Source organism: Bifidobacterium sp. LH_449 (assembly GCF_056356755.1).
The window spans coordinates 92,559-110,014 of the sequence record NZ_JBKEUV010000002.1; the positions used below are offsets into that span (position 1 = coordinate 92,559).

Sequence of the window (17,456 nt, forward strand, 5' to 3'; positions counted from 1 at the left end):
AGAATCATGGGAATCGGCAAGATGATATCGCATGTCGGAGCAAAAGCGGCCGACACCGTGGCGCGAGCCGCGTCGTTGAGCCCGGAGCAATTGCGCGACGTTGAACGGAAACGCGAGGAATATCTGCAGCTCAAGCCGGATCCCATGGATCCGACCGCCCAGAAGCTGACCAAACGGCTGCTGTCGGCAAGCGGCATCGAAATATTCCATGCATATCTCGAACAGTTGCACGAGCTTTACGTTCCGGTACGTGACGAGCAACCGTTTGACCGCGAACGCAATATTCGTTTCTTCAACATCACCTCATGGGTGACGGACAAGAACGAGAACAGTCTGGAAAAGCTCGTCAACGTGTATGAAGTACTGTCGGGCGAACATTGCAACATCGCGTTGGTGTTCCACCGCACCCACGATGCGACACAGGCTTATCTTGCCGTCGTCAATACATGGAATGCCGACAACAATGTCGACGTGCGCAGGTATAGGCACCTGCTTGCCGGAGCTCTTGCGGGCAATTTCCCCGGAGCGCAGTGGGCCGATTCCGAGCAGTCGGGAAAATTGCCGTGTCTTGATGATGACGTCGCATATTCCGTGGCAGCCGTATCGAATGTCCCCACGGAAAAATCGGAGAAATTCGTCAGCCAGACCATAGAAAAACTATTGGACGGTATCGTACCCGATACCGCGGAGCAGGACTATACGCTTATTCTGTTGGCGACGCCGATAGCGGATGTCAAAGAGCGGAAAACCGTTTTGGAAGGCTTGTATTCTGCACTGAAACCGTATGAATCATGGAGTACGCAGTTCACCTGCAATGAGAGCAATTCCATCGGATCGTCGGCCACTGTCAGCGTGAACGTCGGTGTCAGCGCAGGAACCCAGCAAAGCAGTTCGCAGGGCACCGGCAGCAGCACCGGCACGACACAGTCATCGGGAACATCGCAGGGATATACGGAAGGCGCCGGTACCTCCGATACGGCAGGCACGCAATACACCGACACGACCGGGCAAAGTACGGGCAGCAGCATCGGGCGTTCGCAGTCGGATAGCACGGCCGTGGGCGTGAACGCGAATGCGTCTCTTAGTGGTGGTGGGAATTCTATCGGCAGCATCGGAATCGGAGGAAGCTACACCGATACCGCAACGGTCGGGGAAAGCCTCACGCAAACGGTTTCCGACTCCATAAGCCATGCGCAGGGGAGTTCCCTTGCCCATGCCGTCACCAACAATGTGGCGCATTCCATCAACAATACGTTGGGACTCGCCGTGAACGCCGCGAACACGATCACCAATGCGGCATCCAAGGCTTTGAATGTCGGAGCGAACTTCGGTCTCGGCTTCGCGCGCACTTCGAATGTGACGGCGACCATCGGCAAAAGCGAAAGCATCAGCCAGAATTTCACGAATTACAGCATCAAACATGCCCTCCAATTGTTGGAATCCCAGATGAAGCGCATGGATTTCGGCTCGGCGCTGGGCATGTGGGATTTTGCGGCGTACGTGCTAAGCGAAGACCAGAACATCGCCAATAACGTCGCCCATTTCTATCTGGCGCTGACGCAAGGCGACGGATCGTTCATGTCGGCTTCCGCGGTCAACGTGTGGCGTGGCGACATGCCCGAACAGGATGACGGTGCGCAGACCATCTACTCGTATCTGCGTGATCTTCGCCACCCGCTGTTTGGTCTCAGGCCGGACATCCTCGAACAGGGGGAGGACGGCGAAGTCTCGGATTTCGCAGCCTACCCGGCGAGCGCAACCGCAACTGCGATGCTGACGGGCAAAGAGCTGGCCTATTCGCTGAATTTTCCGAAACATTCCGTTCCGGGCCTACCCGTTCTCGAATGCGCCGGATTCGGGCGCAGCATCTCCACCTACGATGACGCATTCGCCTCCAAACACGACCGTCTGGGCATAGGTCACATCTTCCATATGAACCGTATGGAGCCGACTCCGGTGCAGCTGGATACAGCGTCATTGTCCGCGCACACGTTCATCACCGGCAGCACGGGATCAGGCAAAAGCAACACCGTATATACGATTCTTGAGGAAGCCCGGCAGCATCACGTCTCTTTTCTGGTCATTGAACCGGCGAAAGGCGAGTACAAACAGGTATTCGGCATGGATCCGGATGTGAATGTCTATGGCACGAATCCTGCGATGGGGCCGCTGTTGCATCTCAACCCGTTCTCGTTCCCCTCGGATATCCATATTCTGGAACATCTGGACCGTCTGATTGAAATCTTCAACGTTTGTTGGCCGATGTATGCCGCCATGCCTGCGGTATTGAAACAGGCTGTGGAGCGCGCCTACGAGGAGTGCGGGTGGAATCTGATGAATTCCACCAATTCGTATGGCGAACGTCTATATCCGACATTCGATGACGTCGCACAATGTGTGCGCAGCATAATCGACGACAGCGAATATGACAGCGACAACAAGGGCGCCTACAAGGGGTCGCTGCTCACCCGTCTGCAATCGCTATGCAATGGCATCAACGGTTTGATCTTCACCAGTGAACAGCTTGACGTCGAACAGCTGTTCAATCATAATGCGATCGTCGATCTGAGCAGGGTCGGTTCCAATGAGACGAAATCGCTGATCATGGGCATACTGGTACTGCAATTGCAGGAGCACCGCATGTCCGAACACGTCGGCATGAACACGCCGCTTCGCCATCTGACCGTTCTGGAAGAAGCGCATAATCTGCTGCGCAGAACCTCGCCTTCCGCTTCCGCCGATGGCGGCGACCTGCGTGGCGCAAGCGTGGAGATGTTGTCCAATGCCATTGCGGAAATGCGCACATACGGCGAAGGTTTCATCATCGCCGATCAGGCGCCCGGTCTGCTCGACGCTTCGGTCATTCGCAACACCAACACGAAGATCATCATGCGGTTGCCGGATTTCTCCGATCGAAAACTGGTCGGCGAAGCGGCGAATCTCACCGAGGACCAGATAATTCAGCTGGCGAAATTGCCGAGAGGCGTGGCCGCCATATATCAGAACGAATGGGTCGAGCCGGTATTATGCAAAATCGATCGGCATGATGGGGGAGAGGCGTACACGCCGACACCTTCTTCATCGCCGTCTTCCAATAATCAAGACAAAGCCTTGAAGGACGCTTTGCTGTATTCGCTGATGAGCAAACTGCTGTTCGGCATGGATGATCGCAATGATCTGCTGCGCATGAAAGAGGATGTTCTCGCCTCACGATTGGGTACCAAAGTCAAAATCGGATTCATGGATTATCTGAATGCCGATGCTCGGAATTTCGAGGAACTTTCTTCGACTTTCGGGCGGCTTGCATACGAATTCCTCGATATGGCGCCGATTTACCAGAAGACCAGCCGATATACGCAGCCGGAGGAATGGGAAAATCATCTGCTTGAGGAGATCAAACCGTCTCTCGACGATTTCTCCCGCGAACAAGTCGACCGCATCATCGAATTGATGACGCGCGAACAGGTGTGGCGAGATGCCCTATACGGAGAGTATCTGCAACGCTTCATGGATTTCCGAAGCCACATCGCATGAAAGGAGAAGCAGCAGTATGAGCGAAATACATCATGCTTCTGACGCCGAAGAATCCAATCGGCAGTCGGAGCGGCTGGATGTCAAAAAACCGGAGCAAAATGCAGGCGTCGAACAAGCCGTAGCCAATGTCGAATCCTCGGTTCCGCATGATGCGGCCGAGGCGGAGCGTATGACCAAGGGAAAGGTCTATACCGACGACAATGGCGAGGTGTATCGCATCGGCAACCAGCTCAAGCCGAATGCGGAGTTCACCCGTAATGGGTACAACTACGAAACGGATGAGTTAGGCCGAACAAAAACCGTGTTCGGAAAACTCAGATTACCGGAGAGACTCAAAAATCGTAATATGGATGATATGGAAGCAGTGGCAAATGGTTCGGATTTGCCAGATGATCAACGCGGTCATATATTCGGACGCCTGTTCGGAGGCAGCGATGGCATAGAGAATCTTGTGCCGATGAATAAAGACCTGAATCTCAGCGACTACAAGAAAATGGAAAACAAACTTGTCGGAGCGCTTCAGGCTGGCAAGGAAGTATATCTGAAAGTGGAGCCGGTATATACGGATGATTCCAAACGTCCTACCAGCTTCACGGCCACATATTCTATCGACGGTGAAAAAACTATAACTACGTTCTCGAATGAGAGGAAGCAGCCATGATGGACGAAACAATCTACCAACGCATTCTTGACGAATTGGCACAGTATCTGCCGCAGGATTGGCAAAAACTGGTCGTCTACCTTGAATATGGGGAGGCCTCGTATACCATCGCCTTCTTCGTCAAGCAGGCAGACGTGTATCGCAAATGTTACGATCTTGCCGGCGTGTCCGATACTGAATTGCTTGCATCCTTCAATCGCATCAATGAATTCGTCGCGCCGGCACGAAAGGATGCGCCCGGAGGCGAGTGGACGACGATGACGATGGTGGTCGACGATACCGGCGACATGCATACGGATTTTTCTTACGAGGACTTGTCCGAAACCGCCTACGAGTACGAGCAGGAGTGGAAGAAGCAGTATCTGGTGTGACGCTGCTCGCCCAAACAACGCGGCATCATCGCCGCAAACAAATTTGTCCCCGCAGATCCGAGAGGATCTGCGGAGACAAATCATAGAAGCGACTTATTCAGTCAGATCACATGGCGTTGATCTTCACAGCCAGACCGGACTTGCGGTTGGCGGCCTGGTTCTTGTGGATCACGCCACGGCCCGCAGCCTTGTCGAGCTTCTTGGAAGCAACCTGGAAGGCGGCTTCGGCGGCGGCCTTGTCACCGGAGGCGATGGCCTCGCGGGTGGCGCGGATCGCGGTCTTCAGGGCGGACTTCACCATAACGTTGCGCTTGTGCGCCTTCTCGTTGGTGAGGACGCGCTTCTTCTGCGACTTAATGTTTGCCACTATTTCTCCAAACGACGTTTACATATAAGGACATACAAGCGAATATGATAACACGGTACGCGGATAAACTACAGCGACTTCAGGAGTGTCGCCACGCGGATGCCCACGGCTGCGGCTAAAATCATTCCGTTACGCAGTATATATGAGGAGGATGGCGTGGGCCAGCAGCATAATCAGCCCGGATACACCGATCAGTCGCTGATCCGCAATTTCTGCATTATCGCGCATATCGATCATGGTAAATCCACCGTGGCGGACCGTATTCTGCAGTTGTCGGGCATTGTGCCGGAACGTGAGATGCATGACCGTTTCCTTGACCGTATGGATATCGAGCAGGAGCGCGGCATCACCATCAAATCGCAGGCCGTGCGCGTGCCGTGGACGTTCGACGGCACCGAATACACGCTGGGCATGATCGACACCCCGGGCCACGTCGACTTCACCTATGAGGTTTCCCGCGCATTGGCGGCATGCGAAGGCGCGGTGCTGCTGGTCGATGCGACGCAAGGCATCGAAGCGCAGACGCTGAGCAACCTGTATATGGCCATCGACCATGATCTGGCGATCATTCCGGTGCTCAACAAGATCGACCTGCCGAGCGCGGAACCGGACAAGCATGCCGAGGAGATCGCCGGCCTGATCGGCTGCGACCCGTCCGACGTGCTGCGCGTTTCCGGCAAGACCGGCGAAGGCGTTGCGGAACTGCTCGACCGCATCGTCATGGACGTGCCCGCGCCGACGGGCGATCCGGGCGCTCCGGCGCGCGCCTTGATCTTCGATTCGGTCTACGACTCCTACCGCGGCATCGTCACCTATATCCGTATGGTCGACGGTGAGCTGAAGTCCCGCGAGAAGCTGCACATGATGGGCATCGACATGACGCATGATCCGATCGAGATCGGTGTCATCAGCCCGGATATGACGCCGACGAAGGCGCTGGGCGCGGGCGAGGTCGGCTATGTGATCACCGGCGCGAAGGATGTGAGCCAGTCGAAGGTCGGCGACACGATCACCTCGGCGAAGGACGGCGCGACCGAGCCGCTTGCCGGCTATCGCGACCCGCAGCCGATGGTGTATTCCGGTCTGTTCCCGATCGACAACGCGCAGTATCCGGAATTACGTGAAGCGCTTGACAAGCTTAAGCTCAACGATGCCGCGCTGATCTACGAGCCGGAGACGTCGGTCGCGTTGGGCTTCGGCTTCCGCTGCGGCTTCCTCGGCCTGCTGCACATGGAGATCGTTTCCGAGCGCCTGAGCCGCGAATTCAATCTTGACCTGATCTCCACCGCGCCGAACGTGCCGTACACGGTCACCGCCGAGGACGGTTCCGTGCACCGCGTCACGAATCCGAGCGAATTCCCGGACGGCAAGATCAAGAAGATCATCGAGCCGATGGTCGCCGCCGACATCATCACGCCGAAGGAGTTCATCGGCGCGGTGATGGACCTGTGCCAGGATCACCGCGGCATCATGGGCACGATGGAATACATTTCCACCGACCGTGTCGAAATGCACTACCGCATTCCGCTCGCCGAGATCGTCTTCGATTTCTTCGACCAATTGAAGAGCCGTACGAAGGGCTATGCGTCGCTCGACTACCATGAGGACGGCGAGCAGTCCGCCGACCTGGTGAAGGTCGATATTCTGATCCAAGGCGAAAAGGTCGACGCCTTCAGCGCCATCGTGCATAAGGACAAGGCCTACAGCTATGGCGTGATGATGACGAAGAAGCTGCGCGAGCTGATTCCCCGCCAGCAGTTCGAGATTCCGATTCAGGCCGCGATCGGCTCGCGCATCATCGCCCGCGAGAACATTCGCGCGCTGCGCAAGGATGTGCTTGCCAAGTGCTACGGCGGCGACATCTCGCGTAAGCGCAAGCTGTTGGAGAAGCAGAAGGCCGGTAAGAAGCGCATGAAGATGCTTGGCCATGTCGAGGTGCCGCAGGAGGCGTTCATCGCCGCGCTTTCCACTGACGACGGTGCGAACGACCGCGACACGAAGGACAAGATCCGCGCCGCGCAGAAGACAGAAGGCTGATTTTCGATGCCGTCACCCGCCGTATGAGGCACGTCAAGCGGGTGACGGCATATTTTGTGGACGGCCGCATATCGCAAGGCGACGCCGCAGGACGGTCCCGATTCCGGGATCTCGGATTCGCAGCCGTCGCAACCGCTGAATCATCACATCAACATAATGCCGTGCAATCGCACGATCGAACGCCATTTGGAGGACACCTTGACGCCGAATCCTTTTGAAGTGTACGTGCATGTGCCGTTCTGCCTGCGCCGCTGCGGCTACTGCGATTTCAACACGTATACGGCCGTTGATATGGGAGGCGGCGCATCCCGCGGCAATTATGCGAATATGGCGATTCGTGAAATGCGGTTGGTGCGTCAATGGCAGTTGGGTCATGGCATCGACGAGCCGCCCGCGGAGACGGTGTTCTTCGGTGGAGGCACGCCGACGATTCTGCCCGCACATGATTTGAATGCCATATTGCAGGCGATTCGTGATATCTGGGGCATCGCTGATGGTGCTGAGATCACGACGGAGGCGAATCCGGATACGGTGGATGCCGATTATATTCGGGAGCTTGCCGATGGTGGCTTCACGCGAATCTCATTCGGCATGCAATCGGCGGTGCCGCATGTGTTGAAAACGTTGGATCGCACGCACACGCCGGCGAATGTCGAGGCGGGCGTTCGCACCGCCGATGCTGCGGGTTTGCGTTCCAGCGTCGATTTGATCTATGGCGCGCCGGGGGAGAGCCTTGACGATTGGCGCACTTCCGTGCAGGCGGCGATTGATTTGCAGGTGAATCATATTTCCGCGTATGCGCTGACGGTGGAACCCACCACGAAGATGGGACGCCAGATTGCCGCCGGTGTGCTGCCGAAGCCGGATGATGACGACGAAGCCGCAAAATACGAGATTGTGGATGACATGTTGTCCGCAGCTGGCCTGACATGGTATGAAGTGTCCAATTGGGCCCGTCCCGGCTATGAAAGCCGCCATAATCTGGGATACTGGCGCAATGTCGATTGGGCCGGAATCGGTCCGGGCGCGCACAGCCATTATGCGAAGTCGCAACAGGCGGATTCCGATCATGTTCCAATGTCGCCGGAATCCTCGGGATTGCGCAGTTGGGATATCGCCCATCCGAGATTGTGGGGCGTCGCCATTTCCGAAGGCCATGTACCGTGGGCGGATAGCGAATCGATCACCGCTGCGGAGAATCTGGAAGAGACGATCATGCTGGGACTGCGTCTTCGTGAAGGCCTGCCATTGGAGCGCGTCCGCTCCGCAATGCGCGCCGCCGGCATCACCGCCGGCATCGATATGTCTCTCCTTAATGGATTAACGCAATCAGGTCTGATCGCCATCAATGATGACCGCGTAATACCCACTCGCAAAGGCCGTCTTCTTAACGATAGCGTCATTGAGGATTTCTTCGATCTGTGCGGCCTGTGATCAGACGATCGCCTGATCTGGTGATGAAGGATTGCATTGCATAGGGCCTCCGTCATATGGACATGAAACATGCTTGTTATATACACGGGCGTACCCTGTGAACGCATTGTTAAAGAACCGCAGTTTCGTCTGCCAAAATGAGAAAAGGGTGGTTTCGGTGACTTTCCACGCTCCGCTTGATTTGACGATACACAGATCCGAAGGATTATATGATCCCGGAGCTGAACATGACGCTTGCGGCGTCGGTATGGTGACGACTCTCAACAAGCGCGCGGAGCGAAAGATCATCGACGACGCCATTGAAGTGCTTGTCAATCTGAATCATCGTGGCGCAGTCGGCGCGGAGGAGAACACCGGCGACGGCGCGGGCATCCTGATGAGCATGCCCGATGAGTTCATGCGGGCCACCGCCGGCGTGGAACTGCCGGAAGAAGGCCGGTATATTGCCGGCATCGCATTCCTTGACCGCGATATCGCCGCTTCCGGCCGGCAGGAGCAGGCCATTGCGAAGATCGCATGCGAAGAAGGCCTTGACGTGCTCGCATGGCGCGTCGTGCCGACCAATCCGAACGGCCTGGGCCTGCAGGCGCTGGCTTCGATGCCGTCGTTCAAGACGCTGATCATGGCCGATCCGGAAGGCAATCTCGCCGGCATCGAACTGGACCGCAAGGCATTCCGCGTGCGCAAGCGCGTCGAACATGAGGTCGGCGTGTATTTCGCATCGCTGTCAAGCCGTACGATCACATATAAGGGCATGCTGACCACGATGCAGCTGCAGCCGTTCTTCCTGGACCTTTCCGATGAACGCATGAAGGCGCGCATCGCAATCGTGCACTCACGCTTCTCCACGAACACGTTCCCGAGCTGGCCGCTCGCCCAGCCGTTCCGCCTGCTGGCGCACAACGGCGAAATCAACACCATCCAAGGCAACCGCAACTGGCTGTCCGCACGCGAAGGCAAGCTCAGCTCGACGCTGCTCGGCGAGCTGAAGCCGCTGCTGCCGATCGATACTCCCGGCTATTCCGATTCGGGCACATTCGACGAATGCCTGGAGCTGCTGCATCTGTCCGGCCGCTCGCTGCCGCATGCGATTTCGATGATGCTGCCGCCGGCGTGGGAGAAGAACACCGAACTCGATCCGGACATCCGCGCGTTCTATGAGTACAACAACACGCTGATCGAGCCGTGGGACGGCCCGGCGCACATCATCTTCACCGATGGCACGCAGGTCGGCGCATTGCTTGACCGCAACGGCTTCCGTCCCGGTCGTTGGCAGCTGACCGACGACGGCACGGTGGTGCTCGCTTCGGAAACCGGCGTGCTGCCGCAGGTCGGCGAAGACCATATCGTTGCCAAAGGCCGTCTGGAACCGGGCAAGATGTTCCTGGTCGACACCGCCGAAGGCCGCATGATCTCCGACGAGGAGATCAAGAAGACGCTGGCCTCCCAGCATCCGTACCGCCAGTGGATCGAAGGCAACAGCGTCGAGCTGAGCGAGCTGCCAGCCCGCGAGCATGTGAGCCATTCCGGCCAGTCCGTGCAGCGTCGCCAGCGTGCGTTCGGCTATACGGAAGAGGACCTGAAGCTGTTGCTCGCCCCGATGGCCGACACCGGCAAGGAGCCGCTCGGTTCGATGGGCAACGACGCGCCTTTGGCGGCCCTGTCGAATCGCAGCCGCATGCTGTTCGACTATTTCACGCAGAAATTCGCCCAGGTCACCAATCCGCCGCTCGACTGGGAACGCGAAGAGATCGTCACCTGCCTGGAATCCGCGATCGGCCCGGAGCCGAATCTGCTGGAAGACGGCGAACTGCATGCCAAGAAGATCCTCATCCCGTTGCCGGTCGTCAATTCCGAAGAGATGGCGCAGCTGAAGCGTCTCGACCGCGCGAAGATCCTTGGCGGCTACTACAAGCCGTATGTCGTCAAAGGCCTGTATCAGGTGGCCGGCGGCGGCAAGGCGCTGGCGGAACGACTGGAGGAGATCTTCGCCGAAATCGACGAAGCCATCGCCGGCGGCAAGAATTTCCTCGTGCTGTCCGACCGTGATTCGAATCATACGTGGGGCCCGATCCCATCGTTGCTGCTGACCTCCGCGGTGCAGCATCATCTGCTGCGCCGCCACACGCGCACGCAGATCTCGATGGTCGTGGAGGCCGGCGACGTGCGCGAAATCCATCATGTCGCACTGCTGATCGCCTATGGAGCGGCGGCGGTCAACCCGTATCTGGCATTCGAATCCGTGGAGAATCTGGCGGCCGAAGGCTACCTGAAGGTGGACGGCGCGACCGCGGTGAAGAATCTGACGCGGGCGCTTTCCACCGGCGTGCTCAAGATCATGAGCAAGATGGGCGTTTCGACCATCATGAGCTATCGTGGCGCGCAGCTGTTCGAAGCGGTCGGCCTGAATAAGGACGTCATCGACCGGTACTTCACCGGCACCACGTCACGCGTCGGCGGCGTCGGCCTTGACGAAATCGCCGAAGAAGTGGCCATCCGCCATCGCGTCGCCTACCCGAACCAGTGGACCGCACGCCCGCATCGCAATCTGGAGACCGGCGGCGACTACAAGTGGCGTCGCACCGGCGAAGACCATCTCAACGATCCGGAAGCCATCTTCCTGCTGCAGCAGTCGACCCAGCGCGGCGATTACGGCATGTTCAAGAAGTATTCGGCGCATATCAACGACACGTCGAACCGTTTGATGACGCTGCGCGGCCTGATGAAGTTCAATCAGACCCGCAAGCCGATCGACATCAGCGAAGTGGAGCCGGCCAGCGAAATCGTCAAGCGTTTTTCCACCGGCGCGATGAGCTACGGTTCGATTTCGCAGGAAGCGCATGAGACGCTCGCCATCGCGATGAATCGCATCGGCGCGCGCTCCAATTCCGGCGAAGGCGGCGAATCCGACGACCGCATCAACGATCCGGAGCGCGTCAGCCGCATCAAGCAGATCGCATCGGCGCGCTTCGGCGTCACCAGCGATTATCTGGTGCACGCCACCGATCTGCAGATCAAGCTCGCCCAGGGCGCGAAGCCCGGCGAAGGCGGCCATCTGCCGGGCGCGAAGGTCCCGCCATGGATCGCCAAGGTCCGTCATGCGACGCCCGGCGTGGAACTGATCTCCCCGCCGCCGCATCATGACATCTACTCCATCGAGGATCTGAAGCAGCTGATCAACGACGCGAAGATGGCCAATCCGAAGGCGCGTGTCCATGTCAAGCTCGTCTCCGAATTCGGCGTCGGCACCATCGCCGCAGGCGTGGCGAAATGCCATGCCGACGTCGTGCTGATCTCCGGCTATGACGGCGGCACCGGCGCGGCTCCGCTCAACGCCATCAAGCATGCCGGCACCCCGTGGGAGATCGGTCTGAGCGAAACGCAGCAGACGCTGATCCTCAACGGCCTGCGTTCCCGCATCGTCGTGCAGTGCGACGGCGAATTGAAGACCGGCCGCGACGTGATGATCGCGGCATTGCTGGGCGCCGAAGAATTCGGTTTCGCCACCGCCGCATTGATCGTCGAAGGCTGCGTCATGATGCGCGCCTGCCAGAAGAACACCTGCCCGCAGGGCATCGCCACCCAGGATCCGGAATTGCGCGCACGCTTCCGCGGCAAGCCGGAGCATGTGATCAACTTCTTCATGTTCATCGCCGAGGAAGTGCGCGAACTGCTCGCCCAGCTCGGCTTCCGCACGCTGGAGGAGGCCGTCGGCCACGTCGAATGCCTTGACCAGAACGAGGCGATCCGCCGCTGGAAGTCCGACGGCATCGACCTGAGCAACGTGCTGATGCAGCCGGGCCCGGTTCCGGGAACGATTCTGCACAATACGGAAGAGCAGAACCATGAGCTGGACAAGGCGCTCGACAATCAGCTGATCGATATGGCCAGGCCAGCGCTTGAAAACCGCGAGCCGGTACGCATCGAAATGCCGATCCGCAATGTGAACCGTACGCTCGGCACGATGGTCGGCTATGAGATCACGAAGCGTTACGGCGCTGAAGGCTTGCCGGATGACACGATCGACATGACGCTGCACGGTTCCGGCGGCCAGTCCATCGGCGCGTTCATTCCGCGCGGCGAGACGATGCGCGTGTACGGCGAAGTCAACGATTACGCAGGCAAGGGCCTTTCCGGTGGCCGCATGGTCGTGCGCGCGGAAGACGGCGTCGCCTTCGATCCGCACACGAACGTCATCGCAGGCAATGTGACCGGCTTCGGCGCGACCTCCGGCGAAATGTTCGTGGCGGGCCGTGCGGGCGAACGCTTCGCCGTGCGTAACGGCGGCGCCACCTTCGTGGTGGAAGGCGTCGGCGACCACGGCTGCGAATACATGACCGGCGGCACCGTCGTCGTGCTCGGCCCGACCGGCCGCAATTTCGGCGCGGGCTTCTCCGGCGGCCACGTCTACATGCTTGACCTCGACAAGGCCAAGGTCAATCCGGAAGCGGCGGAGCACTCGCTGCGCTTCGAAGCGCTCGACGAAGCGGCCGAGCCGATCGTGCATGATCTTGTCAAGCGCCACGCCGAAGAGACCGGCTCCGCATTCGCCGCCGACCTGCTGTCCGACTGGGATGAGAACGTCAAGCGTTTCACCCATATCGTGCCCAAGCAGTTCGTCGCGATGACCGATGCGATGAGCGAGGCCGAGAAGAACGATATCGATTTCAATACGCCCGGCGTCTGGGAACAGGTGTACGAGCAGGTAATGCAAGGAGTGTGAACATGGGTGACCCGAGAGGATTTCTGAAAGTCCGCACCCGTCAGGAGCTGGCCGAACGCCCGGTCGAGGAGCGCATCAGGGACTGGTTCGACGTGCATGCCGAGTCCGGCGTGCAGCCGTGGACCAAGCAGCAGGCCGCACGATGCATGGACTGCGGTACGCCGTTCTGCATGACCGGCTGCCCGTTGGGCAACATCATCCCGGAATTCAACGACCTAGTCCGTCAGGAGCAGTGGGAGGACGCCTACAACAGGCTCTCCGAAACGAATAATTTCCCGGAAGTCACCGGCCGCATCTGCCCGGCCTTGTGCGAATCGGCCTGCGTGCTCGGCATCTTCCAGCCGCCGACGATGATCAAGAACGACGAATGCACGATCATCGACCAGGCGTGGGATTTGGATTACGTCAAGCCGTTGCCGCCGCAGCGACTCACCGATCAGACCGTCGCCGTCGTGGGTTCCGGCCCCGCCGGCCTCGCCTGCGCGCAGCAACTGACCCGCGCCGGACACACGGTCGTCGTCTACGAACGTGACGATGCGATCGGCGGCCTGATGCGCTACGGCATTCCGAATTTCAAGCTCGACAAGCGCCTGCTGGACCGCCGCATCGAGCAGATGAAGGCGGAAGGCACCCGCTTCCGTGCCGGCGTGGAGATCGGCCGCGATATCAGCTGGGACGATCTGCGCTCACGATATGACGCCGTGGTCGTGGCCATCGGCTCCACCGTGCCACGCGACATGAACCTGCCCGGCCGCGAATTGGACGGCATCCATTTCGCGATGGAATACCTGCCGGACGCCACACGACGCGTGTACGGAGTGAAGCCCGTCAACGACATCACCGCCGAAGGCAAGCATGTCGTCGTCATCGGCGGCGGCGACACCGGCTCCGACTGCCTGGGCACCGCCTTGCGCCAGGGAGCAAAAAGCGTGACCGTGCTGCAGATCATGCCGAAGGAGCCGTCGGAGCGCCCGGACAACCAGCCATGGCCGACTTTCGCCCGCCTCTACCAGAAGACCACGTCGATGGCCGAAGGCGGCGAATACCTGTACAACACGGATTCCATCAACTTCGTCGGCGACGATGGGCATGACGAGCGAGTGACCGTGGAAAACAGCGCCACCGCCGCGGGTTTCGTCGCCGACGAGCGCGGCCATGTGACCGGACTGAAGATCGTGAACGTGGCTCCGGGCGAGAACGGCCCATTCACGCGACAGCCGGGTACGGAGCGGATCATTCCGGCCGATCTTGTGCTCATTTCCGTCGGTTTCCTGCATCCCGACACCACTACGCTGGTCGACCAGCTGCCGGTGGAGTTGGACGGCCGTGGCAATGTGGCGCGCGACGACGATTACGCTTCATCCCAGGATGGCGTATTCGTGGCCGGCGATGCCGGACGCGGCCAGAGCCTCGTGGTGTGGGCCATCGCCGAAGGACGCTCCTGTGCGGCCGCGGTGGACCGTTACCTGTCCGGCAACACGGAATTGCCCGCGCCGATCGTCGCTTCGCAGCGTCCGATGGCGTTGCCGCGATGACGTGCGCCGATCCGATGGCGATCTGATTTGCGTGCGACCTGCATCCTAATCGCAAAAATAACCGCAAACCGACTGTGATTTCGGCGATTGAAACGTATCGACGGATGACATTGGGGTACAGTATTGCCCAGTGTCATCCGTCGATTCATATATGAAGGAGTAGAGCGATGCCGAATCGTGCAGAACGTCGCAAGGCCGCGCGTGACAGCCGCAGGGGAGTGCCGCAGCAGTATGATCAGACGCGCGGCCGCGCCAGGGCCGGCATGATCGATGAATATGCGCTGCAGGAGAAGTCCCGCCGTCTGCAGGAAGGCACGGACGGCCCGTGGAAGCCGAGCGGCGGCAAGATCGAGGAGACCGAAACCCTGCTGACCGTGAATCCGGATTACACGAATCCGAAGATGTTCAAGGCGCCGCATTCCGTCCGTCAGTGGTTCCGTCTGGTCAGCTGGCTGCTGATCGCCATCTCCGTCATCGCGTTCTTCGTGGTGATGTGGCTGCCGAGCCATCCGATCTGGCTGATCGTCACCGTGTCCGTCGTCTTCATCGTCGGCGTGCTCAGCCTGTTCTTCACTGCAGGCAATTCGAAGCATAATCCGAATCTCGATCAGAACGGCACCGCCGTCTGACGGATTCCATGATCTCCGGTTCCCCTTCGCTGCGCCGCCCCATATGACGCGACGCAGCGAAGATTTGTTTTTGGGCGTCCCTTTGCGCTACGGTATGGCGGGCCGCCGTCACGCAAGACCATGCCGAGCATCGTCGCGAATACGTCATGCCACTGCGTGCCCTGAGTCTCCGGCATTGCCGAATAGCCGAATCTACCATTGGCAATGGCGTTGATGCGACGGTTCATGACGCCAAGATCGTATTGCACCCGCGCATATGCGACGTCGTCGATCCGCTGTTCGTTGCGGGCGACGCCAAGCGGCATGCCCGGCACCTTCGACATGAACGGATACGGGGCGTCGATGATTCCACGCGGATCGTCATGATGCTCCACGCTCGGAATCGGGACGGCGCCGGCATCCAAGGTCGAGGCAAGACGTATGGCCTGTACTTCCGCAGGTCATGATGTTCGTCTCGCACGTCATGACCTGCGTCGACGCCGCGGGAGCGATTTTCAGAACATGTGCGGAACCATCGTCCAAGGTGACGCTGTAGGCGGCGTTGAACGTACCGCCGTTCAATGCCATGATCCCTTGCGCATGGCGTCCTGGGAAAGCCTCGGCCGGCAATCGCCGGATGATGCCGTCGGAAAGTTCGCTCTTCGTCGCGCCGTACATGGATGACAATGGTAAATGCATGATTCGGCGTGACACGACCGCCAAAAGCACGGCGACAGGCATTCCACAGTCTAAAGTGGAGGATGATTCGACTGTTCGCATTTGACTCGTGGAGGAGCGAAATCATGAAAGTTGACATTCTGACCCGTGAATATCCGCCGAAAGTCTATGGCGGCGCCGGCGTGCATGCCGAAGAGCTTTCCAAGGTGCTGGCCGAACGCGTCGACGTTACCGTGCGCGCATTCGACGGCCCCCGTACCGAAGCCGACGTGCCCGCCATTCCGGGCGAAGGTCCGAAGGGCTCGCTCAAGCTGGTCGGCTATGACACTCCGGCCGAATTGAAGGACGCGAACGCCGCTTTGAAGACCTTCGGTGTGGATCTGCAGATCGCCAACGATGTCGATGCGGATGTCATTCACGCCCACACCTGGTACGCCTGCCTGGCCGGCTATCTGGCCAAGATGCTGCATGGCACGCCGCTGGTCATCACCGCGCATTCCCTGGAGCCCTTCCGCCCGTGGAAGCGCGAACAGCTTGGCGGCGGCTATGAGCTGAGCTCCTGGGCCGAAAAGGACGCCTATGAGCATGCCGATCGCGTGATCGCGGTATCCGCGGGCATGCGTGAGGACATTCTCTCCGCCTATCCGAACATCGACCCGAAGAAGGTCGTCGTCGTGCACAACGGCATCACGTTGTCTGATTTCGCGACCCCTGCCGACGACGATCCGGGCTGGAAGGTGTTCGAACGCTACAACATCGACCGCAGCAAGCCCACGCTGCTGTTCGTCGGCCGCATCACCCGTCAGAAGGGCCTGCCGTATCTGCTGCAGGCGCTGCATTTCGTCGATCCGGGCATCCAGGTCGTGCTGTGCGCGGGCGCGCCGGACACTCCGGAAATCATGGAGGAGGTCAAGAGCGCATTCGCCAGGCTCGACGAGGAGCGCGGCAACATCATCTGGATCGAGGAGATGCTTCCGAAGCCGGAACTGAACGCTCTCGAACATGGCTGCGACGCTTTCATCTGCCCGAGCATCTACGAGCCGCTCGGCATCGTCAATCTTGAAGCAATGGCCTGCGGCCTGCCGGTCGTCGCTTCCGCCACCGGCGGCATTCCGGAAGTCGTCGTCGACGGCGAAACCGGCTATCTGGTGCCGATTGACCAGCTGCATGACGGCACGGGCACTCCGACCGATCCGGACAAGTTCGTGCATGACATGGCAGACGCGATCAACAGGATCATGGCCGATCCGGAACTGGCCAGGAAGATGGGGCAGGCCGGTTACGAGCGCGCACGCGACAAGTTCAGCTGGGAATCCATCGCCGACAAGACCGTCAAGGTCTACGAGGACGTGCTGGCCGAGCGGAAGCAGTAGAAAGCGGTAAAAGCCAGCTGCGGCAAGCGGTAAAGCGGCGTTCCCGATGATTCGGGCGCCGCTTTGCCGTATGCGCCATACCGGTCATCGTGATACGGCTGTTTTCCGCCGCATCCGCGGCTTCGTCCGCACATG

The 17,456-nt window shown here is 59.3% G+C and carries 11 protein-coding genes; 9 read left to right on the forward strand and 2 right to left on the reverse strand.

Annotated elements, in window-relative coordinates:
* Positions 1–6 precede the first annotated feature (6 nt).
* Genes AC1AX7_RS02205 through AC1AX7_RS02215 form a run of 3 tightly spaced genes read left to right on the forward strand, consistent with a single transcriptional unit; the run spans position 7 to position 4,566 of the window.
* Positions 7–3,534, forward strand: coding sequence for an ATP-binding protein (locus tag AC1AX7_RS02205; RefSeq protein WP_476508480.1), 3,528 nt, complete (start codon positions 7–9; stop codon positions 3,532–3,534).
* A 16-nt stretch (positions 3,535–3,550) separates the two neighbouring features.
* Positions 3,551–4,195, forward strand: coding sequence for a DNA/RNA non-specific endonuclease (locus tag AC1AX7_RS02210; RefSeq protein ID WP_476508481.1), 645 nt, complete (start codon positions 3,551–3,553; stop codon positions 4,193–4,195).
* Positions 4,192–4,566, forward strand: coding sequence for an immunity protein YezG family protein (locus AC1AX7_RS02215; protein ID WP_476508482.1), 375 nt, complete (start codon positions 4,192–4,194; stop codon positions 4,564–4,566). Before AC1AX7_RS02210 ends, AC1AX7_RS02215 begins: the two co-directional genes overlap by 4 nt.
* Positions 4,567–4,672: 106 nt before the next feature.
* Here AC1AX7_RS02215 and rpsT read toward each other — a convergent pair whose 3' ends face one another.
* A complete protein-coding gene (gene rpsT, locus AC1AX7_RS02220) occupies positions 4,673–4,933 on the reverse strand; it encodes a 30S ribosomal protein S20 (protein WP_476508483.1) in 261 nt (86 codons plus the stop codon).
* A gap of 156 nt (positions 4,934–5,089) precedes the next feature.
* On the opposite strand from rpsT, the gene lepA reads away from it, so the two are divergent.
* The 5 genes from lepA (at position 5,090) to AC1AX7_RS02245 (ending at position 15,291) form a co-directional block, all read left to right on the forward strand.
* Positions 5,090–6,970, forward strand: coding sequence for a translation elongation factor 4 (gene lepA, locus AC1AX7_RS02225; protein ID WP_476508484.1), 1,881 nt, complete (start codon positions 5,090–5,092; stop codon positions 6,968–6,970).
* Positions 6,971–7,156: 186 nt separating this feature from the next.
* Entirely contained in the window at positions 7,157–8,404 is a 1,248-nt protein-coding gene (gene hemW, locus AC1AX7_RS02230) for a radical SAM family heme chaperone HemW (protein WP_476508485.1), read from the forward strand.
* 157 nt (positions 8,405–8,561) lie between these two features.
* Positions 8,562–13,127, forward strand: coding sequence for a glutamate synthase large subunit (gene gltB / locus AC1AX7_RS02235; protein ID WP_476508486.1), 4,566 nt, complete (start codon positions 8,562–8,564; stop codon positions 13,125–13,127).
* 2 nt (positions 13,128–13,129) lie between these two features.
* A complete protein-coding gene (locus tag AC1AX7_RS02240; RefSeq protein ID WP_476508487.1) occupies positions 13,130–14,662 on the forward strand; it encodes a glutamate synthase subunit beta in 1,533 nt (510 codons plus the stop codon).
* 167 nt (positions 14,663–14,829) lie between these two features.
* Positions 14,830–15,291: a tripartite tricarboxylate transporter TctB family protein gene (locus AC1AX7_RS02245; protein ID WP_476508488.1), complete on the forward strand. Its 462-nt coding sequence runs from the start codon at positions 14,830–14,832 to the stop codon at positions 15,289–15,291.
* Here AC1AX7_RS02245 and AC1AX7_RS02250 read toward each other — a convergent pair.
* Positions 15,270–15,695, reverse strand: coding sequence for a hypothetical protein (locus AC1AX7_RS02250; RefSeq protein WP_476508489.1), 426 nt, complete (start codon positions 15,693–15,695; stop codon positions 15,270–15,272). The genes AC1AX7_RS02245 and AC1AX7_RS02250 overlap by 22 nt on opposite strands.
* A gap of 378 nt (positions 15,696–16,073) precedes the next feature.
* Between AC1AX7_RS02250 and glgA the strand changes: the two genes are divergently transcribed.
* Positions 16,074–17,321 (forward strand): glycogen synthase, encoded by a 1,248-nt coding sequence (glgA, locus tag AC1AX7_RS02255; protein WP_476508490.1) that lies wholly within the window; start codon positions 16,074–16,076, stop codon positions 17,319–17,321.
* Positions 17,322–17,456 lie beyond the last annotated feature (135 nt).

Bases quoted from the DNA above. Each gene is read 5' to 3' on its own strand.
- AC1AX7_RS02205 (WP_476508480.1), top strand. From the start codon at position 7: ATGGGAATCGGCAAGATGATATCGCATGTCGGAGCAAAAGCGGCCGAC.
- AC1AX7_RS02210 (WP_476508481.1), top strand. From the start codon at position 3,551: ATGAGCGAAATACATCATGCTTCTGACGCCGAAGAATCCAATCGGCAG.
- AC1AX7_RS02215 (WP_476508482.1), top strand. From the start codon at position 4,192: ATGATGGACGAAACAATCTACCAACGCATTCTTGACGAATTGGCACAG.
- AC1AX7_RS02240 (WP_476508487.1), top strand. From the start codon at position 13,130: ATGGGTGACCCGAGAGGATTTCTGAAAGTCCGCACCCGTCAGGAGCTG.
- AC1AX7_RS02245 (WP_476508488.1), top strand. From the start codon at position 14,830: ATGCCGAATCGTGCAGAACGTCGCAAGGCCGCGCGTGACAGCCGCAGG.
- glgA (WP_476508490.1), top strand. From the start codon at position 16,074: ATGAAAGTTGACATTCTGACCCGTGAATATCCGCCGAAAGTCTATGGC.